This window comes from Patiriisocius hiemis, from assembly GCF_031846325.1.
In the GTDB taxonomy this organism is placed as follows: Bacteria; Bacteroidota; Bacteroidia; order Flavobacteriales; family Flavobacteriaceae; genus Patiriisocius_A; species Patiriisocius_A hiemis.
In genome coordinates this window covers 160,869-187,655 of record NZ_JAVRHZ010000004.1, presented here as the reverse complement: position 1 = coordinate 187,655, position 26,787 = coordinate 160,869, and the positions used below count along the sequence as shown (strand labels likewise).

Here is a 26,787-nt window from a genome sequence, read left to right as displayed (position 1 = left end):
TATCTTTATATTTTAAAAATTCATTAATCAAAAAATAAAACAATGAAAAACTACATCACAATATGTATTGCATTACTTAGTATTGCTTTTGGTTTTGCACAGTCTGAAAAAGAACTAGTTGAAGCTACTGTAAATAAAGAAACAATTAAAGGACATATTTATTTCTTAGCAGACGATTTATTAAAGGGGAGAGAAACTGGCACTCCAGAAAATAAAATTGCTGCATCATACTTAGCCAACACACTACGTAGTTATGGAGTTAAACCAAACCCTAAAACCGGAACCTATTATCAAGAAGTTACACTTCAAAAAACAAGTCCTCCAAAAGAAGTTTCACTAAGTATAAATGGAACAACAATAAAAGAAATGGTTGTTTTAAAAGCTGCAAAAATGGCTCAAAATGAGCAATCTGTCTATGCTGGTTACGGGATGGAAGAAGATTATGAAGGTCAAGATGTAAAAGGAAAAATAGTGGTTATTAAAGCTGGAAGCAAGGATGCTAAGGATGCAAGAGCTGCCTTTGGGTTACGGTCTAAAAAAGAAGAACTAGCAAAGAAAAATGGAGCCATTGGTATTGTTGAATTGCTCAATGCCCAGGATAATATATGGGGATTTATCTCTCATAACTTTAACGAACCAAGACTAGAGTTGGTAGAGCTAGATGATAAAAAAGAAATGACTAACAGTTCTGAATTTGTATATATATGGGCACTTGACAAAGAGCATGTTATGGCTCAAAATCTTGCTACTAGTAGAGCCGTAATCGTAGATGTATCTATGGTAGAAAAAAATGTTAAGTCTATTACTTCTAATAATGTAATTGGAGTTATAGAAGGAACTGACCCTAACCTTAAAAACGAATATATTATCTACTCTGCACACTATGACCATGTAGGAATAGGCACTCCAGATGAAACAGGAGATGCAATTTATAATGGGGCTAGAGACAATGCAGTAGGTGTTACAACAGTACTAAGTATGGCAGAAAACCTAGCAAAGTACCCAACTAAGCGTTCTGCACTTTTTATACTTTTTACAGGAGAAGAAAAAGGGCTTTTAGGAAGTAAGTTTTATGTAGAAAACCCTGTTTTACCTCTCAACCAAATGGTATACTGTTTTAATAGTGATAATGCTGGATATAATGATACGTCACTCGCAACAATTATTGGGCTACCAAGAACCACAGCCGCAAACCATATTAAAAATGGAGCTAAGCAGTTTGGTTTAACAGCGGTAGACGACCCAGCTCCAGAGCAAGGATTATTTGACAGAAGTGATAATGTACATTTTGCTGCTGCTGGAATACCAGCTCCAACCTTTTCATTAGGTTTTACAGCTTTTAATGGTGATGTAACAAAGTATTATCACAGACCTGGTGATGAAGCAGATTCTATAGATTATGATTATATGGAAAAGTTTTTTAAAGCGTATGTAGCTTCTGGAAGAGCTATTGCAAACGATCCTGCAACACCTACATGGACTAAGGGTGATAAATACGAAGCTGCTTCAGATAAACTTTATAACAAATTAAAAAAGAATTAAAATGAAATTATTTTGCTGCCACATGTTATTTGTCATAGCGATTATCTCATGTGGCATCAAAACTCCGCAAATGGACTATAGCTATACAGACCAAAATAACAACAGTTATTATATTTCAGAAACCGAAATACGATATATACCTATAACTCCTTCTGAAAGTTCTTCTGGGGTTTATAGCGGAGGCAATAAAAAGAATGTTTCAATTTCAAAAGCTCAATTTTCTGAAATTTCTGAAAAGTGTGATGCCATTTTTAATACTCCAAATTTACAAACCAGTCAACGTAGAATGATGACATCAATTTTACGATTCTCTAGTTCTTCAGAAAGTAAAAAGATTATTTTAACACCTTCAGAAAAAAGAAAAGAATTAGAACATTTACTTAAGGAACTTTGTAGTCTTAAATAAATTAAAAGTCCGCTTTGAATTTTCAAAGCGGACTTTCTTTTAAGGGGCAAAAAAGTGATTTTACCCACTTACACTAACCAACCAAATAATCATCTATAATTTTTCAAATACTAGTGTGTCTGTGTTTCCATTACCACCACTAATATCTTGTAGTTCTACTCTTGTAGTGATAAAGTTTTGCACATCCCAGTCGTCATTAAATTCATCAAAAGGGAAATTTGCGCCAAAATCCATGTTAAAGTCTAAATCACTAGAACCTCCTGTGATACTCCAAGTACCATTAATAGTATTTGATCCATTTGTTGCAACTACAGTTCCATCTGTATTAAAAGTTAATGTATAACCTGTATAGTCTCCTGTTTCGTCATCGCCATCATCAATATAACTAGCTACAAGCCATTGTCCATCTTGCATAATGTTTGTTAATTCTTGTGCAGAATTCCCTCCATCACAATTAGGTGCAGGTTCTCTACCAAAGTTTAAGAAGTCTGTTCCTCCATTACCTCCACTAACATCTGTAAGGCGAATGATTTGACCATCAAATTCTATAACATCCCAGTCATCATTTAAGTCTTCAAAAGGATCATCTCCATTAGTGAAATTATAATTTAAAATTAGGTCAATCCCACTACTAGATGCTTGCGCGGACCAAAAACCATTAACAGTATTTGAATCACTAGTTGCAGTTGTAGTTCCATTTGCGTCAAAATTAAATTGGTATGCAGCATAGTCACAAGTCTCATCGTCACCATCGTCATCGTAAAGCGTTATGAACCATGGGTCTGTAATTAAGTTATCAATAAATTGATTTAAAGTTTCATTATTTCCAGTATTGTTTGGAGTTCGCTCAAAAGTTAGGAAATCTGTACTACCGTCACCACCACTTATATCTTTAAGTCGAATTATATTCTCATTAGCTTCAATAATATCCCAATCTTCATCTAACTCATCAAAAGGATCATTTTCTCCAAAGAATAAATCTAAATCTGGAGTACTACTTGAGGTTAAATTCCAAGTTCCATCTACAGTATTTGAGCCATTGGTTGCTTGAGCTGTATTGTTTGTGCTAAAAGCAAACTCATAGCCAGCAAAGTCGCTAGTTTCATCAAAATCGTCAAAATAGTATGTTATATACCAAACACCCGTAGTTAGGTTTTCTTCAAAAGCTGTAGTGTCTACAGGGTCGTCGTTAGTATTTGTACAGTTTGCAATTATATCTTGTAATTCTTGATTATTATTTACTTCTACTGTATTACCATCATTTAAGATTACTGAAATAGGAAAACTAATGCTTACCGTTGTATCGCTGCTTAGTCCTGTTAAAAATAAAAAGAGTTCAACATCACTATTAACAGTTACTGTATCTGTTTGATTTTGGTTTGCATCAAAAACAAAAAATGTAATTGGGTACACAAAGTCAACACACTCTATAGGATCATCATTACCAGAGCAAGCATCTATTAGTGCTTGAAGGTCTGCTTCGGAGTTTAAGGTTAATTCAGTAAAGTCTTCTAATAGTACTGTAAAAGGATATACAATTTCAAGTGTATCTGTATCATTAGGAAATTGATCAAATATATCTTGAATAATTGCTAAGTCTGCTTCACTTTCGACAATAACTTTTTGTCCATTGGCAAAAACTGTTACTGGATAAACAACTGTTGTGCAAGAGTTACCATCAATTATATTATCACTAGTATTTCCACTTTGTGAGCTTCTAATTAATAAATTTGCTAATGGAGAGTCTGAGTTTATTACTTCTCCCGTAGGTTGTTCTTGAGGATCCACATCATCTGTTGTACATGCTGAGAAAAGTAGTACCATTACAAAGGATGAGAAAATTAAAAGGTTTTTAATATTTTTCATTGTTCTATTTTTTGGGTTATATAAATAGAACAGCTTACTTCTCTTTTACCCTACCTTTTATTAATATTAAAAAATAAAAAAAGGCTAGTTACAATTGCAACTAGCCTCTACTTTGGGGACAAAAAGAATGTTATTCTTTTTCAAAAGTAAGTCTATCTGTACTACCATCGCCTCCACTTACATCAAACAATTCTATCCTATTATTTGTTACTGAAACGATATCCCAATCATCATTTAAGTCTTCAAAATCATTATCCTCTGGGACTGGAAAAAAGATATTAAAATCATCATCGTCTGTACCACTATCATCATCACTAGAATCGTTAGAATCATCTACAGACCAGGTACCAGTTACTGTATTAGTTCCGTTAGTAGCAACCAGGCTTCCATCTTCATTAAAACTAAAGCTATATCCTGCAAAATCACTTGTCTCATCATCACCAGAATCATTATAGTTTGTAATTCTCCAAGTACCTTGTTGTGCAATCATTGTTACTTGGTCGGCACTACTATTACCATTATTATCACTATTAGAATCATCTGTATCACATGAGACAAATAGGAAGGTTATACATATTGTTGCTAAAGCAATTAAATTTCTCATTTTCATAATTATTAGGTTTTATATATTTAAAAGTATTTGTTTTTAGTTTTTTTGAATTATTAAAGTGTCTTCTATATTACCACTACTATCCCTTGTAATAAAAGTAACAGACGTATCATTAAATTGTAGCACTTTATATTCGTCATCATCAGTTCCATTAATTGGGCTATCCATATCAAACTCAAAATTAAGTTCGCCTCCCACGGTAGAAACAATCCATATACCATTTACCGTTTGGCTTCCATTTGTTGCCTGTACTGTATTATTATTCATAAAAGTGTAATTATATCCTAGATAATCTTCAGTTTCATCATCACCATCATCTAGATAACTATCTACAAACCAAGTTCCAGAAGCCATAATATCTATGAGTTCTTGTGGATTTGGAGAATTACCTCCATTTGGTTCACGCTCAAAAGTTAATTTATCAGGGTCACTTCCAGAATCCTCATCTTGGAGCCTAATTATAACATCTGAAGATTCTAAAACAACCCAATCGTCATTAAGCTCTCCAAGTGGGCTGCCCGAGCCAGAGTTGCTAAAGTTAAAAATTACATTTAACGCACCATTCATTTCTTGTACCGTCCAGAATCCTTCAACAGTAGTATTTCCATTTACTCCAGTTGCCATTCCGTTAGTGAAAAAAGAAAACTCAAAGCCATTATAATCTGAAGTTTCATCATCTCCGCTATCTTCAAAAAGAGTAATATACCAAACCCCTACTGTAAAGTCTTCAATGAAATTATTTATTGTTTCATTATTTCCTGTATTGTTTGGAGTTCTTTCAAAAGTTAGGAAATCTGTACTACCATCTCCTCCACTTACATCTCTAAGGCGTATTATATCTTCATTGGCCTCAATGATATCCCAATCTTCATCCAACTCATCAAAAGGATCATTTTCTCCAAAGAACAAGTCTAAATCTGGTGTGCTACTTGACGTTAAATTCCAAGTTCCATTAACTGTATTTGAGCCATTGGTTGCTTGTGCCGTATTATCTGTACTAAAAGTAAACTCATATCCAGTAAAGTCGCTAGTTTCATCAAAATCGTCAAAATAGTATGTTATATACCAAACTCCCGATGTTAGATTTTCTTCAAAAACTGTAGTATCCACAGGGTCGTCATTAGATTCGCAATTGGCGTTAGCTAGAATTGTTACCAGCTCTTGATTAGAATTTACAGCTACTTCTTCTCCATTAACTATAACTGTTACAGGGAATTGAAGACTTACAAAATCATCATCGTCTAAATCATCTAAGAAGTTATATAACTCTATACTACTATTAATAGTTACAGTATTTGTTTGTTCGTTGTCACTATTAAAAGTAAAAAAGGTAAGGGGGTATACAAAGTCAACACAGGAAATAGTATCCTCAATATCATTTTCACAGCTAGCAATTAAAGCATCAAGTTCTTGTTGGCTACTTACTTCAACTTCAGTAAAATTTGCTAGTGTAACCGTAATTGGAAACTGTATTTCTAGCGTATCTTCATCATTAGGAAATTGGTCAAAAATATCTTCAACAATTTCAATATCATCTTCATTTTCTACAGTTACTTCTTGACCATTTGCTATAACTGTAACTGGCAAATTAATAGATACACAACTACTACCATCTATTAAATCATCAAAATCTCCAGCATTTTGAGATGACCTAACTAACAAATTTGCTAGTGTAGAGTTTGCAGTAATAGTATCTGGATCTGTTTCATCAATAAACTCAGATTCTTCTTTTTGACACGAACTAAAAACTAGAAACACACTCATTACTAGTAGGTATGCTATTCCTTTTGGAGTTTTCATTTTTTCTTTAATTTTTAAGTATTATTAGGCTTATTCAATAGTAAAACAGTTATCTTTATTTTTACCCTACCCTACTTGTTGTATTTTTATAAAAAATTATTTTTCTTATTTATAGTTATAAATGAAAGATACTAAAAATGTTTGTGAGGAAAACACCTTTAACTCTATATATAAACAGTATGGAGAAGCTATCTGGCGTTTTATTTATTACAAATGTGGTGATAAAGCACAAGCAGAAGATTTAGTACAAGATGCCTTTATAAAACTTTGGAATAACTGCGCAAAAGTACCTTTTGAAAAAGCAAAATCATACCTATATACAATTACCAACAATGCTTTTTTAAATGAAGTTGCTCATAAAAAGGTAGTACTTAAATATCAAAAGAGTAAAAATGATAGTGTTAATATTCAATCTCCGGAGTATGTTTTACAGGAAAAACAATTTCAAGAAAAATTAGAAAATGCTATCGCTGATTTAACTGAAGCGCAACGAACTGCTTTTTTATTAAATAGGATTGAAGGTAAAAAATACAGAGAAATTGCAGAGATTTTGAACATCTCAGTAAAAGCAGTTGAAAAACGCATGAGTCAAGCACTAGCAGCTTTAAGAGAAAAAATTGAAAATATTTAATACCAAGGTAGGGTAAACTGTTTTAAAACTGTTTAATAATTGATTAGCGATAAAATGGATAAAGAACAATTACTACATAAAACACTTAATGAAACTGCAACTGATAAAGAATTAGAGCTTTTAAAGCAGGATGCACGTTATGCTTCGTATTTAACTATCGCTAATGCTTCTAAAAATCTTACAACTCCATCTTTTGACAGCAATACTGTATTAGAAAAAATAAATAATAAAAAGACAAAGAATACTAAGGTTAAAAAATTAAACCCAATTACAATTCTTACTAGAATTGCTGCAGTTTTAGTTTTAGTATTTGGGAGTTACTTATTTTATCAATCTTTAGACACTTCAATTTCTACTGGTATTGCACAAAAAGAAACATTTAATTTACCAGATAACTCTCAAGTAGTTTTAAATGCAAACTCAGAGGTAAGCTATAATAAAAATAAATGGGAAGATGCTAGGGAAGTTACCCTCGATGGTGAAGCCTATTTTAAGGTAACTAAGGGACATAAATTTGATGTTGTCACTAATACTGGTAAAGTATCCGTTTTAGGAACTCAGTTTAACGTATATAATCGCAACGACTTATTTACTATAAGTTGTTTTGAAGGCCTTGTAAGCGTTACTGTAAAAGACTCTGTTATAATGCTCCCCGCCGGGACTAAAATTGCAATAAACAATGGAAATATTGGTAATAAACAAACCATTACTGAATCGAACCCATATTGGGTTTTAAACGAAAGTTCTTTTAAAAACACAACTGTTGCTACTGTAATAGACGAACTTAAAAATCAATACAACTATACCTTTACTATTAAAGGTAACACTATTTCCAAAAAACGCTTTACAGGAAACATAACACATACAGATATTGAGATCGCTTTAGAATCGTTATGCCAGCCCCTTCAACTTACCTACAGTATAGATAACAACGAAATAACCATCTATGACAAAGAGCAAGAATAGTTGCAAAACTCTTATTGTAGTTATCTTTTTCTTTTTTCTTGGAAATATCCAGGCTCAAGAAAAAACTCTATTAACGACCGTACTTCAATCACTTGAAGAGCGATTTGATATAAGTTTTTCTTTTTCTGAAGACCTTATAAAAGGTAAAGAAGTTGTAGTACCCTCAAATAGTTTAACTCTTGAAGAAGCACTCAAATACCTAGATAATGTAACAGATCTTTTTTTTAATAGAATAAATCAACGCTATATATCTGTAATACCTAAAAAAAATGTACCCCTTTGTGGACAGCTCATTTCAATGGAAGACAACCTTCCTCTATCTGGTGCAACCATCCAAGGAGATGATGTGTCAAGTGTTATAAGCGATTTAAATGGGGTTTTTTACATTAATTCATCTAGTACCGCCCCTATCACTATTCAGTTTTTAGGGTACGAAACTTTGACAATCACAGCAAAATCATTATCTCAAAATTGCCCCACTATTTATTTAGTACCTCAACTAAATGAACTTAGCCCTGTATTAATTAATACTATTTTTACAAAGGGAATTTCCAAAAACAACAACGGTTCATTTAGAATTAACACAGGCACCTTTGGCTTACTCCCTGGTCAAGTTGAAAATGACATTCTACAAATTGTACAAGCCTTACCAAGTGTTGAAAGTAGTGACGAAACAATATCTAACTTAAATATTAGAGGAGGAACTAATGCTGAAAATTTAATTCTTTGGGAGGATATCAAAATGTATCAAAATGGCCATTTTTTTGGGCTTATATCTGCTTTTGACCCTAATATAACCAAGGAAGTATCTGTTTATAAAAATGGAGCTCCTGCAAGATATGGAGAAAGTGTTTCTGGAGTTATAGCTATGAGTACAAGTAACCCAGAAAACAGTGATTTTTCTGGAGGTGCAGGCTTTAATTTAATTAATGGAAACGCATTTTTACAAATACCCATTTCTGAAAAAGTAAAAATGAGTTTCGCTGGCCGAAAATCTTTAACTGAAATTATTGAGACACCTACTTATGATACTTACGCTAGTAGAATCTTTCAAGACACAAAAATTACAACTACCACAAACAACAACTTGGAAATAGATGGTAATGTTGATTTTTCATTTTACGATTTCAGTACAACAACACATTGGAAAGTTAGTGAGAAAGACCATATTAAAATTAATGCATTAGCAATTCAAAACGACTTAGAGTATATAGAAACTATTGTAAATACTTCTAACTCTGAAACAAGCCAGCTTAACCAAAGTAACCTAGTGGGTGGCATCTCTTGGAATCGAGATTGGTCATCTTCACTTTCAAGTTACGTGATGGGTTTTGCAACCTATTACCAACTTAATGCAGAAAATCAAGACATTTTTACAACGCAAGTAAGCTTGCAAGAAAATGAAGTTTTAGAAACTGGACTCCGTGCTGAACTTAAGAAACAGTTTTCAGAAAAACTTCATCTAAACGCTGGGTATCATTTTACAGAAACCGGTATAAGCAATACTCAGGATGTTAATATTCCTAGATTTAGAGATTTTGAAAAAGAAGTACTTAGAACACATAGTGTGTTTTCTTCAGCCACCTTTCAGAAACAAAAAACACGTGTTCAACTAGGTGTAAGAGCAAATTATTTCAGTAAATTTAATAGGACTATTCTTGAGCCTCGATTCCAGCTTAGGCAAGAGTTATCATCCCATTTTGTAATAGAATTATTAGGCGAATTTAAAAGCCAAGCTACTTCCCAAAGAATAGATTTTGAAAGTGATTTTTTAGGTATTGAAAAAAGAAGGTGGATTCTTGCCAATGAAGAAACTATACCAATAATTACAAGCAAACAAGCTTCTTTACAATTGGAATATAAAAAAAATGGTTGGTTACTATCTACAGAAGGCTTTTACAAGAAAGTAGATGGCATATCCTCTAGAACACAAGGTTTTCAAAATCAATTCCAATTTGTTAACGCTACAGGAGCGTACCAAGTGAGAGGTCTAGAAGTTATTATTAATAAAAAAACTAAAAACCTAAGTTCTTGGCTAAGTTATAAATATGCCGTTAACAATTATAGCTTTGATGAGTTTCAGCCAAGTACATTCCCTAACAATTTAGATATTCGTCATAATATTACGCTAGCAACTTCCTACACTTTAAATAAATTTAAAATTTCTTCAGGAGTAAACTGGAGAACCGGAATACCTTTTACTCAAGCATTAGATATACAAGACAATGAAAACGGCACAAAGTCTATAATTTATGACACCCCAAACAATAGCCGTTTAGAAGATTATATTCGTTTAGACTTTTCTGGTGAATATGTTTGGGATATATCAAAATACACAAAAGCAAAAATAAACGTTGCACTACTCAACGTTTTAAATAAGCAAAATATATTAAATAGGAGGTTTGCAATTTTAGAAGATGAAAATGGAGAGTCTCAAATAAATACAATAGAAGAAACTTCATTGGGCGTCACACCTAATATATCTATTCAGGTTTTATTCTAGATATAAAAATACACTAACAGAATTCATAGATTTTTCCGTACTACCTGTATTCTTACACATATTTTGTAGATACTACTATAATTTAGAGGTGATATTAATCTAAAAATCTACGTATTATGAAACCTACTAAAATATTGTTGATCATTTGTATTTTAATGAGTTATTCGCTTACTGCTCAAAATAAAACTTACTCAAAAGAAAAAGTAAAAATTACATTAGAGAAAGATGCCACTATGGATAAAGAGGTAAAAAAACATCTACTCACTATGACATCTATTGTGGAAAGTAAAAATTGGAGAGAAGACAAGAAAAAAGTGGCCTACTTTAAAACATCAATGAACAAGTTTGAAAAAGCGGTAAATGAAAAAAAAGGAGGATTAGTTTTTGAAAATGTTACTATAAAATATGCTCATAAAAAACATCCTGGAAAAGACACAGAATCTTTTATTAATAGATACAACTTTTACATAAAGCAAATGGAGCGTGTTCATGAGGATGAATAAAAAAAGTAGCACTATATTAATTTTATTTAAAAAAAAGAGACTTCAAATTGAGGTCTCTTTTTTTATGAATAAATCTTACCTAACAGAAATCATAGATTTTTTATCTCTACTAGTTTTCTTTGATAATGAGATAGTTATAAGCATCTACTTTAGCAGTATTAAATAATAACTCAAATTAAATTATCATGAAAACAAACATCAACAACATTCTAAAAACAGTATTATTTGCTGTAACATTTATTGCATTTACAGTAACGTCTAGTGCGCAAACATGTACTTCAACAATTAAATCTAGAACAGGAACAGTATATGCAGCTGGCCCAGCTAAAATAGATTTTAAAGCAACTTCAAATAGTGTTGAAGTTAGCATTAATAAAACAGGAGGTAAAGCAAAAACCACCGTTAACATTTACGCTAATAACAAATTTGAAGGTCGTATTATTTTCGAAAATGGACGTGACAAGCCTACTAAGAAAAAAACCATAACAGGTGTAAAGAACAAAAACATTAGAGTAGAGATTGTAAATCAATCTGTGGGTAACAAGTTTCAGTATGCTATGAAAGCAAAAGGAAGCACAAAAAATCTTTCTAAAAGTGGTCGTGTTACTGGACGTCTTGTTGGACAACAAAAAAAGACGATTTACACAAAATCATCTTGTACTAATAAAACTAAGGTAATTATTAAAAGAACTTCTGGTATTGCAAGAGGAACTGTAAGAGTATGGAGAAAAAGTGGTAGCTCTTGGGTGGAGCATAGTAGTGAAACATTTGAAAGAAGCCAACCAGGAAATGAAATGATTATAAATGTAAACTCTGGAGCAGAGTTAAAGATTGAACTTAAAAACATTTCGGTGGGGAATACATTTGAATATGTAATGAATGCCTTAGTAAGATAAATTAATAAACAACTTAAAATATATTATCATGAAAAAATTAATCGTATTAATCGGAATCGCATTATTTAGTTTAACATTTCAAGCTGAAGCACAAAACTGTAATCAGGGAGAGAAGCTAGCAGAAAAAACTTGGGAAAAATGGGGCCCATGGAAACCAAATATTCAACTAAACCCTTTTAAAACTAAAGTAAGAAAGATTAAACAAGTTTGGAACTGGATTGCTGCTAATGGCGGTTCTACTATAGGACCACGTTTACTAGAAATAGATGGTGTTAATGAACAAGGGAGTATTACTGGACAAACTAAAAGAACTTTTGTAACACCTCCATCATTTAACAACAATGTAAGACTAACCATAAGTAAGTATGATGGTAAAGCAAAGACAGGAGTTGTTATTTGCACACAAGGTAGAGATGGTGTAACAAGACAAGTTAAGTCATATACATTTCCTAATGGCAAAGGTGATAAAGTTAAAACCTTTAATCTTAGTGGAATGAAAGGAAAGATCATTATTGTTGCTATGAAAAACCAATCTGTTGGTAATAAATTTAAATACAGAATTAAAGCAAAATAATGCCACAATTTAAAAAAAAGGGATTAGACAGACTTCTAATCCCTTTTCTTAAAACCTCTATGAATTCATAGATATTTTTTAACTACTAGAATTCTTACTTAATAACTTAAATCAGGTTTATATATTTAAAAATTATTCATTATGAAAACATTACTATACATATTTTTAGCACTCCCATTGTTTATGACAGCACAACCAACTGTTTTTAAAATAGAACCAGAAAAAAATGGAACTGTCTCTTATTCTGGAAATCTCTCAGACGGAGTTGTCTTAGATAATTTGTCTTGGGCATGGAGTAGCCAGAATGCTTGCTTTCCAGAAACTCAACGTAAAAAATTTACAGGATCTCATGTGTTTTTTGAGGGCATTATTCCTACCTATAGCGAGATGGAAGTAACTGTCGTACCTAAAGACCCTAAAGCAAATTTTAGTATTTATGCGTACCAAACTGGGACAAACAATGAAGACCTAACACCTAATCTAGCAAGATGTATTCGCTGTGAAGCAGACCATAAAAGAGAACGCAACAGAGTAGGTAGAGCTACACAAGATCATACAAGAACAGTTACTAATTTAGTCGCAATTAATAGGCCGTATAGAGTTGTGATTGTTGTTGTTGGTGCCGAAGGATTAACCGAAGGAGACTTCACATTAAATGTTGCTATGAAAAGTAGGTAACATACTTATTTAAAAAAATAGTACTTTAGAAAAATAACCATCTATTTTGAAACATCTTTACTGGATAACTATACTACTTTTTACCTGCACTTCTGTCGTCGCCCAAGATAACAGAAGTGTTGATAGTTTAATAACTATCACTAAAACAAATAAAAACGATTCTGTAGTGATGGTTGCATACAATAAATTAAGGAGAGCAACCTACTACTCTAATCCTGAAGCTTCAAAAGAGTACACCAAAAAATTTCTTGAATACGCAAGAAAGAGAAATGACAGCTTAAATATTGCTTTTGCCCATTTCTATCTGGGGAATTCATATGTACAGTCTAACAACCTCAACCTTGCTATTACCGAATATTTAAAATCTTCAAACTACTACGAGAGAGTAAATGATACTAAGAGGCTTCCATCTATCTACAATGCTATTGGAGCTGTTTATGAAAAAAAACAACAAGATTCATTATCCTTAATTTATTACAATAAATCTTTAGATTTTAGTGAAAGTATTGATGATAAAAGAAGAGCATCAATCGCATTGATAAACATTAGTAATGTGTATCAAAATCAAGGCTTCTACAATAAATCGATTGAAAAACTAGATGAGTCAATACATTTAATTCAGCTTGTAAAGCAAACAAAAGACAGTATTAAAGTATTGCAACAAGAAAAAATAGCTAAAATTAATTTAGCGAATGTATATCAAAAATCTAAAGACTATAAGGAAGCAAAAAGTATCTATACTGATTTACTAGTAGACCTTGACACATTAAAAGATAATTATATATATAATCATGTTCTAGCTGGATTAGGCAAAGTATATTTTAGTGAAGGAAATACTATACAAGCAGAAAAATATATGGTAAAAGCCTTTAAAAATTATGAGAAAAATAATTTTGAAGAAGACAAATACCAATCAATGCTTGACCTTATAGATGTCTATAAAGAAAATGGCAAAACAGGTAAGGCCTTAGATCTCTTCTATGAATTTAATGGCATTAAAGATTCTCTCTTTAGCATAGACAGAGATAAAAACCTCGCAGAAATGCTTCAGAAGTATGAAGCTGCAAAAAAAGACAAAGAAATTGCACAACAACAATTAACTATTGAAAGAAAGAACAAACAAAAAAATAGGATTCTCTTTGGCCTTATCGCAACAGGTGTTTTCTTAATTGGTATGTTTTTATTTTTCAGGAAGAGAATTCAGTATAAAAATAAAATTGCTTTACAAAATGCAGCAATTCAGAAACAAAAAATTACTGATCTTCAACAAAAAAACAAATTACTAGCTATGAGTAGTATGATAGAAGGCCAGGAGGCCGAAAGGCTTCGTATTGCAAAAGATCTCCATGATAGTCTTGGAGGCTTACTAAGTACAGTAAAAGCACATTTTACTACTATACAAAATGAAATTAAGCAGCTAGAAGAACTAAACCTTACAGATAAAACCAACCATCTTATTGATGAAGCTTGTATTGAGGTAAGGCGTATTTCTCACAACATGATGCCACATGCATTAAGTATTTCTGGACTACAAGGGGCTATAGAAGATTTAGGAGTGCACCTAAATGATCAAGGATATAAAACAACAGTAGAAATAACTAACCTTCCTAAAATTGACAGCACAAAAGAGGTTATGATTTATAGACTAGTACAAGAAATAATTTCTAACATTCGTAAACATGCAGATGCAAAAGAAATTTTAATTCAGTTACTTGGTGACAATCAAGAGGTCAATCTTATTATTGAAGATGATGGAAAAGGTTTTGATTATGAAAAGGCTTTAGAAAAAGGTGGTCTTGGACTTAAAAGCATTAATAGTAGAGTTCAGTTTTTAGACGGAAATATAGATTGGGACACACAATTAGGGCAAGGCTCTTCGGTTATTATTAATATTCCTGCAACATGATATGTAAGCGGAAAAACATATCAAAATTTATGCTAATAATCCTATTTGGATTCCTTAGCATCACGTTCTCTTTTTCCCAAGAAGTACTTAAGCAAAAAATAGATAGCACACTTCTTTCTATAAAAAACATAGAAGACTACGACCAAAAGAAAGCGGCATATTTTAAAATAAATAGACAGGTTTCTTTAAAAGGTGGTGATAACTATCAAGAACTCTTTACCTACATTATTACACAAGACAATTCTGCTCTTTCAAAAGCTGTGAACTATTTAACACACGCAAAAAAGGTATCACAAAAAGGAGATATTGATAAATCTATAGATTATAAACTGGCTGGACTAAAATTTGCAAAAGAGCTTGATGATGAGTATTTAATTATTGAATATTATATTGGCTTTGGGACTTCTTATGCATATAAAAATGAGCCAGACAAATCGCTTTTTTATTTAAATCAGGCAGAAGAGTTAGCCATAAAAGAAGAAAACAGAAGTTATTTATGGAGTGTGTTTTACCAAAAAGGAGTACTTGAAGTTACGAGAAAAAACTATGAAGTAGCCACCAATCATTACCTTAAAATGTGGGAGGAAATAAAAGACTATGAAAACACTTCTAGAAAACGTTTTGCCCTTTATATATTAGTTGATTATTTTTCTCAAATAGATAAGCCTTTAGAGCTTGCAAAATTTACGGGCTTATTAGCAGATGCATATCAAGAAGCTAACCCTAACTTGCCAAGTGGGCATATGCCTATTAAAAATATTTTTGAAAAAAATACTGATTCAGAAAATATACCTAGACTTAAAAAAGCAATTACTATAAGTGACAGTTTAAATAATATTAATTCACTAGCCTATTCTTCAATAGCACTAGCAAATACATACCTAGCAAATAAAAGGTCCAAAGAAGCAGTAAGCACACTCAATAGAGCTATTAAAAAAGTTGAAAGCACGCAGAAGCCGCAAGTACTTATAGACTTATATACAAAAATGGAGACCGCTGCTGTGGCAGCATCAGATTTTGAGAATGCTTGTAAATATAAAGCTAGAGAAGGAAAAATTAGAGATAGCCTTGCTTCAGAACGAATGCAAGAAAACATTGCCGAAGTTGAAGTTAAATACGACACCGAAAAAAAAGAACGCAAAATAGCAGAGCAAAACCTAGAACTAAAAAAAGAAGAACAACAAAAACAGAATAGCGTTTATGGGTTAATTGCATTGGTTGCACTACTACTGCTCTCCTTTTTATTTTTTAGGTATCGTTTAAAATCACAGCGAACTATTGCGTCCCAAACAGAAGAAATTCAGAAACAAGAGATTACTGAACTTCAACAAAAAAATAAATTACTAGCACTTAATAGCATGATAGAAGGACAAGAGGCAGAAAGACTTCGTATTGCAAAAGACCTTCATGATAGTTTAGGAGGGCTGCTTAGTACTGTAAAAGCTCATTTTACTACAATACAAAACGAAATAAAACAACTAGAAGAATTTAACCTAACAGATAAAACCAATCATCTTATTGATGAAGCCTGCATTGAGGTAAGGCGTATTTCTTATAATATGATGCCACACGCGCTTAGTATTTCTGGATTAAAGGGCGCAATAGAAGATTTTGGCACCCAACTCAATGATGAAGGATATACTACCACTATAGAAATTTCAAATTTGCCTGATATAGAAAATACTAAAGAAGTAATGATCTATAGGCTCATACAAGAAATTATTTCGAACATTAGAAAGCATGCAGAAGCTAAGGAAGTTTTAATACAGTTACTTGGTAATGAAGAAGGGGTTAATCTTATTATTGAAGATGATGGAAAAGGATTTAATTATAAAAAAGCAGTAAAAAAAGGAGGTCTTGGCCTTAAAAGCATAAATAGTAGAGTTCAGTTTTTGGATGGAACAATAGACTGGGACACCCAAAAGAATGAAGGAACATCAGTATTAATTAATATTCCAATATCATGATACACGTATTTATAGTAGACGATCACAAAATGGTAATAGATGGTATGCAACTATTACTAAAAGATGAACAAGATATTGTTGTTGTAGGTACGGCATTAAACGGAGAAGATGGTATTAAACAAATACCAGAAACAAAGGCAGATGTAATACTTTTAGACATCAATATGCCAGGTATTAATGGTATAGAAACCTGTAAAGAACTTTTAAAAATTAATCCTGATTTAAAGGTTATTGCCATTTCAATGCATAAAGAAAGTAGCCTAATAAAGTTAATGCTAAGTAATGGTGCAAAGGGGTATGTGCTTAAAAACGCAGGACAAGATGAAGTAATAGATGCTATTAAAACTGTATATGAAGGCAAGATGTATCTAGATGACACAGTTAATGAAATTGTACTTAATAGCGTAGCTAACAATGGTTCTGAAAAGTCTGTAAATCCATTCCCAAAGCTTTCTCGAAGAGAAAAAGATGTTTTGAATCTTATTTTGGAAGAGTATACTACACAGGAAATCGCAGATAAGCTTTTTATAAGCTTTGGCACAGTAGAAACACACCGAAGAAATATGCTAATAAAAACTGGTGCTAGAAACACAGCAGGATTGGTTAGAATAGCATTAGAATATGAACTTGTTAAATCTTAAATCATGAAAAAAATAATTCTATTACTAATTTGCATTGCTTTATTCTCTTGTGCCTCAGAAACCGAACAAAAAGGCCTAGATACTATCGCTAGCTTATATGATGCAACCGTAAGTTACTCAAAGGACTTTAATAGTTCAGCTGGACAAGAAACCCAAAGAACATTTAATGTAAAAGTATCAAACAGTAGTTTAATAGATAGTTTACAACCTAGTGTTACAACAGCTAACATAGCTATGCTTATTTTTGAAGGTTTTACTGCAGAGGAACAATCAAAGTACGATTATATAGATGTTGAACTTATTTCTACAAAACAAGATACTGCTGCTATTACTTACAATACTAAACTAGTAGAAAGGGTAAGTAAAAAATCAAAAAACTATAAACTCTTTTCAAAAAGTCTTATAGAGAAAGATTTTGCTACAATTGACAAGATTAAAAGTAAAAAAGACTTTCCTAAACCTATTGCTGCCGGTTTAAGACAACTTATTGACGAGCTAGAAAATGAGAAAGGGAAACTAATACGTTATCAACCTTTTGGTGTTGGAGAAACTAAAAACCAAGCAGGAGAAGTTGCTTTTCAATATCAAGGATTTCTAATTTTTGAAAATGGAAGAACTTCTTACTTTGTTTACGTGGAAGATGTCCTAGATAACGATAAAATTGTAGGCTTTAGAATTTTATAAATTACATGCGTTCTGGCACATTAATACCTAACAAATTAAAAGCAGTTTTTATTACCTCCCCTACTGCTCTACTTAGTTGGATTCTAAAAGATTTTTCAGCCTCTGAAGCAGCAGCAAAAATGGGTACATTTTGGTAAAAAGAATTAAATTCTTTTACTAAATCATAGGTATAATTAGCCAATAAAGCTGGACTATAATTTGTTGCTGCAGCATCTATGGTTTCAGGGAAAAGTTGTATTTGTTTTAAAAGTGACTTTTCTTTTTCATGAAGTTCTAGTGTCTGGTCGAGCGCAATCGAAACCTCATCACCTGCCTTTCTTACAATAGATTGTATTCTAGCGTATGTATATTGTATAAATGGGCCAGTATTTCCTTGAAAATCCACACTCTCTTCTGGATTAAATAAAATACGCTTTTTAGGGTCTACTTTTAAGATGTAATATTTAAGTGCTCCTAGACCAATAGTATGGTACAACGCTTCCTTTTCTTCATTAGAAAAATCATCGATCTTGCCGAGCTCTTCAGAAATATTCTTAGCCGTTGTAGCCATATCGCTTATTAAATCATCTGCATCTACTACAGTACCTTCACGGCTTTTCATTTTTCCACTAGGTAAATCTACCATTCCATAGCTTAAATGAAATAAGTTTTTTGCCCACTCAAAGCCAAGTTTTTTTAAGATTAAAAACAGAACTTTAAAATGGTAGTCTTGCTCATTCCCAACGGTATAAATCATCCCGTTAACATCTGGGTGGTCTTTTACACGTTGTATTGCTGTACCTATATCTTGCGTCATATAAACTGCCGTTCCGTCGCTACGTAGTACAATTTTTTCATCAAGCCCTTCATCGGTTAAATCACACCAAACAGAGCCATCTTCTTTTTTAAAGAAAACACCACTTTGTAGGCCTTCGGCAACAAACTCTTTTCCTAGTAAATAGGTATCACTCTCATAATATAATTTATCAAAAGAAACGCCAAGTGCATCATAAGTTATATCAAAACCATTGTACACCCAACCGTTCATTTTCTCCCAAAGGGCAACGGTTTCTGGATCACCTGCTTCCCATTTACGAAGCATTTCTTTAGCTTCAACTAGAATTGGTGCTTCTGCTTTTGCTTCTGCTTCAGTTTTACCTTCAGAAGTTAAGTGAGCTATCTCTTTTTTATACTCTTGGTCAAATTTTACATAGTAATTTCCAACTAATTTATCCCCCTTAATACCTGTACTTTCAGGAGTTTCATTATTCCCATAACGCTTCCAGGCCAACATACTTTTACAAATATGGATTCCTCTATCATTAATAATCTGGGTTTTATATACTTTCTTACCATTGGCTTGTAAAATTCGAGCTACTGAATCGCCTAGTAGAATATTTCTAATATGTCCTAAATGCAAAGGCTTATTAGTATTAGGTGAAGAATACTCTACCATAAAAGCTTCAGCACCTTCATTTTTAACTCCAAAGTTGGCAAAATTAGAAATGCTTGTAAAAAAGTCTAAAAAATAAGCATCGCTTAGTACAATGTTTAAGAAGCCCTTCACTACATTAAAGCCAGAAACCTCTTGTACGTGTTCAACTAAGTAGTTACCTATAGTCTCACCAATTTGTACAGGGTTTCCTTTTACTACACGAAGCATTGGGAATACAACTACTGTGATATCTCCCTCAAACTCTTTTCTGGTTGCTTGAAACTCTACAGTTTCTAAGGTAGCATCATACTTATTTTGTATTGCTTCTTTTATTTTTATAGAAAGGGTCTCTTGTAATGGCATCGCAATAATTTAGGCAACAAAGGTACGTGATTAACTATTTTTTAGGAAACCTAATTTGTATCTTTATATCAAGTAAAAATAAATATAGAATATGCTTCTAAACGTTTCCTACAACAACAAAGAAATTACTAGAAAAATTGATGCTGAAGTAGGTAAACCTTTTACCCTAGCAGAACGCATTAAACGAAAAGGAATAGGTTCTTCAAAACTTATTATTACAGAAACAAGTATCCAAATTCACAACCTATTAATTCTTGATACTAACAGAAACCAATGCAATATAGAGATGCGACCTAACGGAATAATCGTTGGTTTTAGATCGCTTTTGGAAAGCTATGCACTTGTAATACCCTATTACAAACTAAACCTATATAAAGGTAAAGCCGAGGAATACTCTATCTACAGAGACGATTATTTTATAAAAATAGAAGCGAAAGCAAAAGATAAAGCAACGCATAAGTTTATTCAGAAAGTTTTAAATGCAAAAGCGAACAATGCACCTACTCGTATTGAAGATTTGTAATGCAATTTTAGTTTTAAAGAATTGCTATAAACCAATTATGCGTCAGTTCGAGTGTCCCGAACTAGTTTCGGGATGTATTGAGAACAATTTTAAGAGCACAACGTTACTTCTCGATACAAATTTTTCTCATTCTACTCCAAAAATCCACTCGAAGAGACGAACTGTAAAAAATCAAATCCCTATTAACTCACTTTTAACGATTTGTCTAAATATTTCTAGTTATCTTTAAACAAACTAAACTGTCTTGAAAATACTTCTTACTGGAGCCAATGGATACATTGGTATGCGTCTTCTTCCTTTATTACTAGAACAAGGGCACGAAATTGTTTGTGCAGTTCGAAGCGCCAATAGGCTATCTGTAGATGAAGAAACAAGAGAGAAGCTTACTATTGTTGAAATAGATTTCTTAGACGAGCCAAATGCAGATATACTTCCTAAAAATATTGACGCTGCTTATTATTTAATTCATTCTATGTCTGCATCTACTTCAGATTTTGATGAAAAAGAAGAAATTTCAGCAAAAAATTTTAATACTTATTTAGCCGAAACTAACTGCAAACAAGTAATCTATTTAGGAGGTATTGTAAATGAAGATAATTTATCAAAGCATTTATGGTCTCGTAAAAATGTAGAAAATATTCTTTATCAAGGCACCTACAAGCTTACTGTTTTAAGAGCAGCCATTATAGTAGGTTCGGGAAGTGCTTCTTTTGAAATTATTAGAGATTTATGCGAAAAGCTCCCTGTAATGATTACACCAAAATGGGTAAAAACTAGATGTCAACCCATTGCCATAAGAGATGTACTCAACTACCTTACTGGTGTTTTAGGAAATGAGAAATGTTACAACGAGTCTTTTGATGTAGGCGGACCAGATATACTTACTTATAAGCAAATGATGCAGGGGTATTCTAAAACTAGGGGATTAAAATTATTTATCCTTGATGTTCCAGTAATGTCACCTAAGTTATCCTCCTACTGGCTGTACTTTGTCACTTCTACCTCATATAAATTAGCGCTCAACCTTGTGGACAGTATGCGTATTGAAGTGATTACAAAAGACACTAGGCTAGAAAAGATTTTAGATATTAAACCAATCTCATATAAAGAAGCTATCAACTTAGCTTTTAAAAAGATAAAACAAAATCAAGTAGTTTCTAGTTGGAAAGACTCTATGGTAAGTGGTCGTTTTAGGAACGATTTAAAAAAATATGTAGAAATCCCAGAAAAAGGTTGCTTGAAAGATGCTCAAAAAGTAAAATTGAAAGATACTAATAGAGCACTCGATAATATTTGGTCTATTGGTGGTACTAAAGGATGGTATTATGGTAGCTGGTTATGGAAGTTAAGAGGCTATATAGATAAACTTTTTGGTGGTGTGGGTTTACGTCGAGGGAGAACACATCCTACTAAAATTTATGAAGGCGATTCTCTTGATTTTTGGCGGGTTATTTTAGCTGACAAAAAACAAAAAAGATTGTTATTATTTGCCGAAATGCGTGTGCCTGGTGAGGCTTGGTTAGAGTTTGAAATTGACAAGAATAATGTTTTACACCAAACAGCTACCTTTAGACCCCGAGGCTTATGGGGACGTTTATACTGGTACGCTATGCTGCCGTTTCATTATTTTATTTTTAATGGAATGATAAATAAAATTGCTACTTCTTAAAACCAAAAAGGTATTAAGTTTGCTTAGGAAGAAACACCTCAGCCATCATACATCGAGCACTACCACCACCACAAGTTTCTATTGTTTCTAAGTCACTACTTAAAATCTCACAATGCTTTTCAATAGCTGAAATCTGGTCAGGTCTTAAACTTTTATGTGCTGCCAAACTCATTACCATATACTTTTTATCATTATCCCCTTTAACCTGAAGCATATTACCTGCAAATTGATGCATTTGCGCTTCGGTAATAGTTATGACCTCTTTTTTAGTTTCTTTGAGATGTCTAAGTACATTTTTCTTTTCGTGCTTATCATCTATGGTTTCTAAACAAATAACTGCAAAGTTTTCGGCAAGTGCCATCATCACATTAGTATGATAAATAGGCAATCTTTCATTATTAACTGATTGATTTGCTACAAAAACAACAGGATCATATTCAAAATCTTCACAAAATTCTATAAGTAACTCCTCGTCAGCTCTAGGAGATAAAGCACAGTATGCTTTTTTGTGTACTCTGTCTAATAATAAACTTCCGGTACCTTCTAAAAAATAACCTTCATCCTCAGCAGAGGTATAATCCATAAAGGCTTCAATTAGGTAACCTTCAGATTCTAAACGATTAATAATTTCTTCTCTACGTTCTCTACGTCTATTTTCGGCAAACATAGGGTATAATGTAACTATTCCATCATGATGAAAACTCACCCAGTTATTTGGGAAAATTGAGTCTGGTGTGTCCATTTTTACATCATCATTCTCTACCACCACATTCACGCCAACTGCTTTTAGCTTAGTCACAAAATCATCAAACTCTTTTTGTGCTTTGGTATTAATCTCGGCATTTTTTAACTCCAAATCTTCTTGGAAATAATTGTTTATAGCAGTTTCTTCGTTCATCCTAAAAGCTACAGGACGAATCATAAGTATTGTGTTTGTAATTTGTTGCATTAAGTAGAAAGTTTGAGATACAAATTTAGGGTTTTTACTATTCAAAAACTGAAAAAACTGTTTGCTTTAATAGCATTAATCTCTACTAAAATTATAACTTAATCCTGCTCCATAAATAGGACCTAAAAATATATTTCTCCCTCCTATGATATATGAAAAGGTGCCATATGCACCAAAACCATCTATTATTGGGGCAAAAATTGTAGCACCCACCTTGTGATATGAAACTCCAAACTCTCTAAAGTTTTGGGGACGAGGCGTGCCTAAATAATCTATTCCGCCTAGTCCAAACTGAGCATCATAATAAATGTCATAGTAAATATTTTTCTTAGCTCTACCAACTTTCAATGTTAGAGGTACACTATTGGGTACTTCTTCTAATTTATAAGAAAAGCCTGATTGAAGTGTAGCAAGCCAGCCACTATTTATTTTATAATGACTCATTACTCTGCTTTCTATAATGGTAGCTTGTTGTCCAATGTCAAAAAGACCACCAATTTTATAATCTGATACTGGAGTAGAAATGCCAGCACTACCACTTAATTCCAATACACTATTAGTATATACTTTATCAAAAAATCTATTTTTGAGCATAATAGAAATGTCTTGAAAGTTTTTATTTCTCCCACTTTCTATATAAGGCAATGATACATTTATGTCTAGATTATTTGTAATACCATAGCTCGTAAAAAGCGAAATGTAATAGGTCTTTCTTTCAAGCCCTGTTTTATCTTTCCCCGCTAAATATTCATTAGAATCTTCAATACCTCCACCTACAACAATAGTAGCATTTCCTTGGCCTTGATAAAATCCATCAATTTTACCCTGAGAGAAACAAAGACAAGTAGTAAACAACAAAAAAAGGGATAATAAAACTTTCATAACTATATATACGAAAGTAACGTTATAAGAGGTTTTTTATTCTCTAATTAATGGCATTGTACTGCATCGCAATAAGCCTTCTTGTTTCGAGATTTCGTAATATGGTACCTCCTCTACCGTAAATCCTTGAGAACGCAACCAAGTATTTAACCTAGTAAAGTTTTTTTCAGAAATGATTACATCTTCAGAAATAGAGAAAATATTACTATTCATATGATACATTTCTTTTTTATCAATATGAAAGCAATTTTCTTTTCCGAAGAAATCAATCAACCAATTATACTCTTCCTCTTCAAGAAAACCTTCTCTATGAATGATACATTTTCCTTTACCTATAGGTTGAAAACAACAATCTAAGTGTAATGCATTATCCTCTGCTACGGTATTGGATTTTCTAAGGTTAAAGGACTTTACTTTTTTATCTGGAAATACTTCTTGTAGAAACTTAACTGCTTCCATATTGGTGCGCGCGGTAATATAATTTGAATAATCATCACCTCGATACGTACCCACAAAAATGTATTCTCCATGCGGCATTACATCCCCTCCTTCTATATGTGCTTCCTCAGGAAAAATAATACGATTTTCCTTAGGAATTTGTGACCATACATGTTCTATAGCTTCATATTCACGCTCTCTGTCTGGTAAAATATTTGCTTTAATAAATTTATCTTCTATCACAAATGCAATATCTCTAGAAAATATCTGGTTATAACTCTCAATGGTTTCTGGGCGATAAACTGTAACTCCATACTTTTTAAAAACTACAGCCACAGCTTCCATTTCTTTTACCATATCCTCAATAGTAGGATAAGTACCTGCTTTAATATGTGCAGCAGATTTTGGATCATACGCGTCTTCTAATTTTGGAGTAGAACCGTTACTATCTGCACAGCCTAAAACAACTGCTTTTAAGGGAGAAAATTCGTTAGTTACATTGAGTTGTATCATAAAAGCAAATATAAAAAAAGCACCTTAGTTAACTAAGGTGCTTTACTAAATAGTATTCTAATTTTTTAATCCCCTAAAATAATGGGAAACTCTTCTCCGTTAAATATAAAAATTGCTTGATTATCACAATCACCGTTTCCAAAATCTAATTGAGCAGTAAAATCGTTTTGCTGTAAGTCTAATACACCACTTACAAGATATTGGCAAGACAACTCCCTTACTAAAGTTTCTGAAACCACACCGCTTCTAGTAAATCCGTTTGTAAGTTCGGTATTCCAGTTTCCAGTAATATTATAAACATTATCTGTCCAAGTTCCAGAACCAACACCTTCCACCCATTCTGCAATTCTAAGCCCTGTTCTTGTTGCAGTAACTGTAGTGTTTGGAAATGAAACAGTAATAGCAGCATTTACAGTAGATTGTGGATTACCATTGTCATTTGACAGCTCTCTAAAAATCTCTCCACCACCTATTACACCTTTATTATTGTAAGTAAAGTTATTATAGGTGTACGTAATAGTTCTTGTTGCAGATTCTATAGGACCATATTCAAGTAATACACTTCCCGTAACAAATGCCCCGTTGTTAAGTTGGCATCCATCTCCAAAATCAAGTATAATACTTCCTCCCCCATTTCCGTCTGGAGATATGGTTATTGTTGTACACTCTGGGAAAAAAGAATTGTTACTAGATCTACCCTCTTCGGTTTCGGAATAGCCATTTTCTATGATAGTTAAAGCTCCATCTGCTGCATTATCAGCTTGAGCTGCTCGTGTTGTATCTTCAGTAGAGAAGTTTACTTCGGTAGGTGTGTCGGTATCCTCACTACAACTAACAATAAAAAGTGAAGCAAGCAGTAGGATTACATAATTTTTGGCAAAAAAGGTTTTCATAATGGTTTTATCTTTAAAGTTCACAATATTAGGACTATACTAACGCTTAATAGTTTAATTTGGTATTAAATTTGTGTATATTTTTATATTATTCTCTTTAAAAGTTTTATGAAGTATCTAATCATTTTATTACTCCTTTATGCGCTCCCAGTCACAGGGCAGCAAAAGATTGACACGCTATCAATTTATTTTGAAAATGATATTTCAGCCGTAAACCCAATCCAAGAAAAAAGAATTGATAGTCTATTAGAAACTTCTTCAAAAATTAAAAGTATTATTGTTGAAGGGTATGCAAACATGTTTGCTAGTGAAACATACAATCAAAAGCTTTCAGAAAATCGAGCTACAAACGTTAAAGCAATTATAGGTGATAGTATTTCAGTAAAAAGTATTGGAAAAGGAGAGGTAGAAAGTCCCCTACCTGAAGAAAGAAGAGTAGACATTATTATTACTTACAAAGAAAAAACAATTGAAGCCCCACAATTTGTACCTCCAGAAACTTCACTAGAAATATCTTTATCCGAAGCTAACATTGGCGACACCGTTATATTAGAAGGTATTTTATTTATACCTGGACTAGATGTAATAAGAGAAGAAAGTTTACCAACTCTTTATAAAGTAAAAAGATACTTACTGGAAAACCCAGCAGTAAAATTTAAGGTTTTAGGACATGTTTGTTGCGGAATTAACGGAGAACCCTCCCCAATAGATGGTAGAAACAATAGAACAGGAAACCTTACTTTATCTCGTGATAGAGCAAAAGCAGTTTATAGATATCTACTAAAGGAAGGGATAAACGCATCTAGAATGAGTTACGAAGGAATGGCATTTAAATTTCCATTGGGTAAAGGAGACATTAAAGACCGAAGAGTGGAAATTGAAATTATTTCTAACTAAAAAGGATTTATCCCACATAATTTATTATTTTTGCGCTCTGATTATGAAAAACATAGTCAATACATAACAATCA

At 32.6% G+C, this 26,787-nt stretch carries 24 protein-coding genes; 16 read left to right on the top strand and 8 right to left on the bottom strand.

What is annotated here, in order from left to right; genetic code table 11:
- Positions 1–42 precede the first annotated feature (42 nt).
- Entirely contained in the window at positions 43–1,542 is a 1,500-nt protein-coding gene (locus tag RM538_RS08770; RefSeq protein WP_311333046.1) for a M28 family peptidase, read from the top strand.
- Between the two features lies 1 nt (position 1,543).
- Positions 1,544–1,948, top strand: coding sequence for a hypothetical protein (locus RM538_RS08765; RefSeq protein WP_311333045.1), 405 nt, complete (start codon positions 1,544–1,546; stop codon positions 1,946–1,948).
- Positions 1,949–2,041: 93 nt separating this feature from the next.
- On the opposite strand, the gene RM538_RS08760 is transcribed toward RM538_RS08765, so the two are convergent.
- From RM538_RS08760 to RM538_RS08750, 3 genes are all read right to left on the bottom strand, one after another.
- Positions 2,042–3,814: a hypothetical protein gene (locus RM538_RS08760; protein WP_311333044.1), complete on the bottom strand. Its 1,773-nt coding sequence runs from the start codon at positions 3,812–3,814 to the stop codon at positions 2,042–2,044.
- Between the two features lie 130 nt (positions 3,815–3,944).
- A complete protein-coding gene (locus RM538_RS08755; protein ID WP_311333043.1) occupies positions 3,945–4,418 on the bottom strand; it encodes a hypothetical protein in 474 nt (157 codons plus the stop codon).
- A 42-nt stretch (positions 4,419–4,460) separates the two neighbouring features.
- On the bottom strand, positions 4,461–6,224 hold the full coding sequence (locus tag RM538_RS08750) for a hypothetical protein (protein WP_311333042.1): 1,764 nt from the start codon (positions 6,222–6,224) through the stop codon (positions 4,461–4,463).
- A gap of 121 nt (positions 6,225–6,345) precedes the next feature.
- On the opposite strand from RM538_RS08750, the gene RM538_RS08745 reads away from it, so the two are divergent.
- From RM538_RS08745 to RM538_RS08695, 11 genes are all read left to right on the top strand, one after another.
- Positions 6,346–6,855 carry an RNA polymerase sigma factor gene (locus RM538_RS08745; protein WP_311333041.1) on the top strand — a complete coding sequence of 170 codons (510 nt, stop codon included), beginning with the start codon at positions 6,346–6,348 and terminating at the stop codon, positions 6,853–6,855.
- A gap of 39 nt (positions 6,856–6,894) precedes the next feature.
- The gene (locus RM538_RS08740) at positions 6,895–7,821 is read left to right on the top strand and encodes a FecR family protein (protein WP_311333040.1); all 927 of its coding nucleotides are present in this window, start codon (positions 6,895–6,897) and stop codon (positions 7,819–7,821) included.
- Positions 7,802–10,324, top strand: a complete 2,523-nt coding sequence (locus RM538_RS08735) for a TonB-dependent receptor plug domain-containing protein (RefSeq protein ID WP_311333039.1) — start codon at positions 7,802–7,804, stop codon at positions 10,322–10,324. Before RM538_RS08740 ends, RM538_RS08735 begins: the two co-directional genes overlap by 20 nt.
- A 116-nt stretch (positions 10,325–10,440) precedes the next feature.
- Positions 10,441–10,827, top strand: coding sequence for a hypothetical protein (locus RM538_RS08730; protein WP_311333038.1), 387 nt, complete (start codon positions 10,441–10,443; stop codon positions 10,825–10,827).
- A 185-nt stretch (positions 10,828–11,012) separates the two neighbouring features.
- A complete protein-coding gene (locus RM538_RS08725) occupies positions 11,013–11,723 on the top strand; it encodes a hypothetical protein (protein ID WP_311333037.1) in 711 nt (236 codons plus the stop codon).
- 28 nt (positions 11,724–11,751) lie between these two features.
- Entirely contained in the window at positions 11,752–12,297 is a 546-nt protein-coding gene (locus RM538_RS08720; RefSeq protein WP_311333036.1) for an SRPBCC family protein, read from the top strand.
- Positions 12,298–12,438: 141 nt separating this feature from the next.
- Positions 12,439–12,975 carry a hypothetical protein gene (locus RM538_RS08715; protein ID WP_311333035.1) on the top strand — a complete coding sequence of 179 codons (537 nt, stop codon included), beginning with the start codon at positions 12,439–12,441 and terminating at the stop codon, positions 12,973–12,975.
- Between the two features lie 46 nt (positions 12,976–13,021).
- On the top strand, positions 13,022–14,881 hold the full coding sequence (locus RM538_RS08710; RefSeq protein ID WP_311333034.1) for a tetratricopeptide repeat-containing sensor histidine kinase: 1,860 nt from the start codon (positions 13,022–13,024) through the stop codon (positions 14,879–14,881).
- Positions 14,882–14,910: 29 nt separating this feature from the next.
- Complete coding sequence (locus RM538_RS08705) at positions 14,911–16,848, top strand: sensor histidine kinase (protein WP_311333033.1); 1,938 nt, start codon at positions 14,911–14,913, stop codon at positions 16,846–16,848.
- Positions 16,845–17,489, top strand: a complete 645-nt coding sequence (locus RM538_RS08700) for a response regulator (RefSeq protein WP_311333032.1) — start codon at positions 16,845–16,847, stop codon at positions 17,487–17,489. Before RM538_RS08705 ends, RM538_RS08700 begins: the two co-directional genes overlap by 4 nt.
- 3 nt (positions 17,490–17,492) lie before the next feature.
- Entirely contained in the window at positions 17,493–18,173 is a 681-nt protein-coding gene (locus RM538_RS08695; RefSeq protein ID WP_311333031.1) for a hypothetical protein, read from the top strand.
- Position 18,174: 1 nt separating this feature from the next.
- Here RM538_RS08695 and argS read toward each other — a convergent pair whose 3' ends face one another.
- On the bottom strand, positions 18,175–19,950 hold the full coding sequence (argS, locus tag RM538_RS08690; RefSeq protein WP_311333030.1) for an arginine--tRNA ligase: 1,776 nt from the start codon (positions 19,948–19,950) through the stop codon (positions 18,175–18,177).
- A 91-nt stretch (positions 19,951–20,041) separates the two neighbouring features.
- Here argS and RM538_RS08685 point away from each other — a divergent pair, with 91 nt between their 5' ends.
- Positions 20,042–20,473 carry a hypothetical protein gene (locus tag RM538_RS08685; RefSeq protein ID WP_311333029.1) on the top strand — a complete coding sequence of 144 codons (432 nt, stop codon included), beginning with the start codon at positions 20,042–20,044 and terminating at the stop codon, positions 20,471–20,473.
- A 244-nt stretch (positions 20,474–20,717) separates the two neighbouring features.
- Positions 20,718–22,142, top strand: coding sequence for an SDR family oxidoreductase (locus tag RM538_RS08680; RefSeq protein WP_311333028.1), 1,425 nt, complete (start codon positions 20,718–20,720; stop codon positions 22,140–22,142).
- A 13-nt stretch (positions 22,143–22,155) separates the two neighbouring features.
- On the opposite strand, the gene ctlX is transcribed toward RM538_RS08680, so the two are convergent.
- The 4 genes from ctlX to RM538_RS08660 form a co-directional block, all read right to left on the bottom strand.
- Positions 22,156–23,091 carry a citrulline utilization hydrolase CtlX gene (ctlX, locus tag RM538_RS08675; RefSeq protein ID WP_311333027.1) on the bottom strand — a complete coding sequence of 312 codons (936 nt, stop codon included), beginning with the start codon at positions 23,089–23,091 and terminating at the stop codon, positions 22,156–22,158.
- A 75-nt stretch (positions 23,092–23,166) separates the two neighbouring features.
- Positions 23,167–23,973, bottom strand: a complete 807-nt coding sequence (locus tag RM538_RS08670) for a hypothetical protein (protein WP_311333026.1) — start codon at positions 23,971–23,973, stop codon at positions 23,167–23,169.
- Positions 23,974–24,009: 36 nt separating this feature from the next.
- Complete coding sequence (locus RM538_RS08665; protein ID WP_311333025.1) at positions 24,010–24,924, bottom strand: dimethylarginine dimethylaminohydrolase family protein; 915 nt, start codon at positions 24,922–24,924, stop codon at positions 24,010–24,012.
- Positions 24,925–24,989: 65 nt separating this feature from the next.
- Positions 24,990–25,817: a hypothetical protein gene (locus RM538_RS08660; RefSeq protein ID WP_311333024.1), complete on the bottom strand. Its 828-nt coding sequence runs from the start codon at positions 25,815–25,817 to the stop codon at positions 24,990–24,992.
- A gap of 108 nt (positions 25,818–25,925) precedes the next feature.
- Here RM538_RS08660 and RM538_RS08655 point away from each other — a divergent pair, with 108 nt between their 5' ends.
- The gene (locus tag RM538_RS08655) at positions 25,926–26,714 is read left to right on the top strand and encodes an OmpA family protein (protein WP_311333023.1); all 789 of its coding nucleotides are present in this window, start codon (positions 25,926–25,928) and stop codon (positions 26,712–26,714) included.
- Positions 26,715–26,787 lie beyond the last annotated feature (73 nt).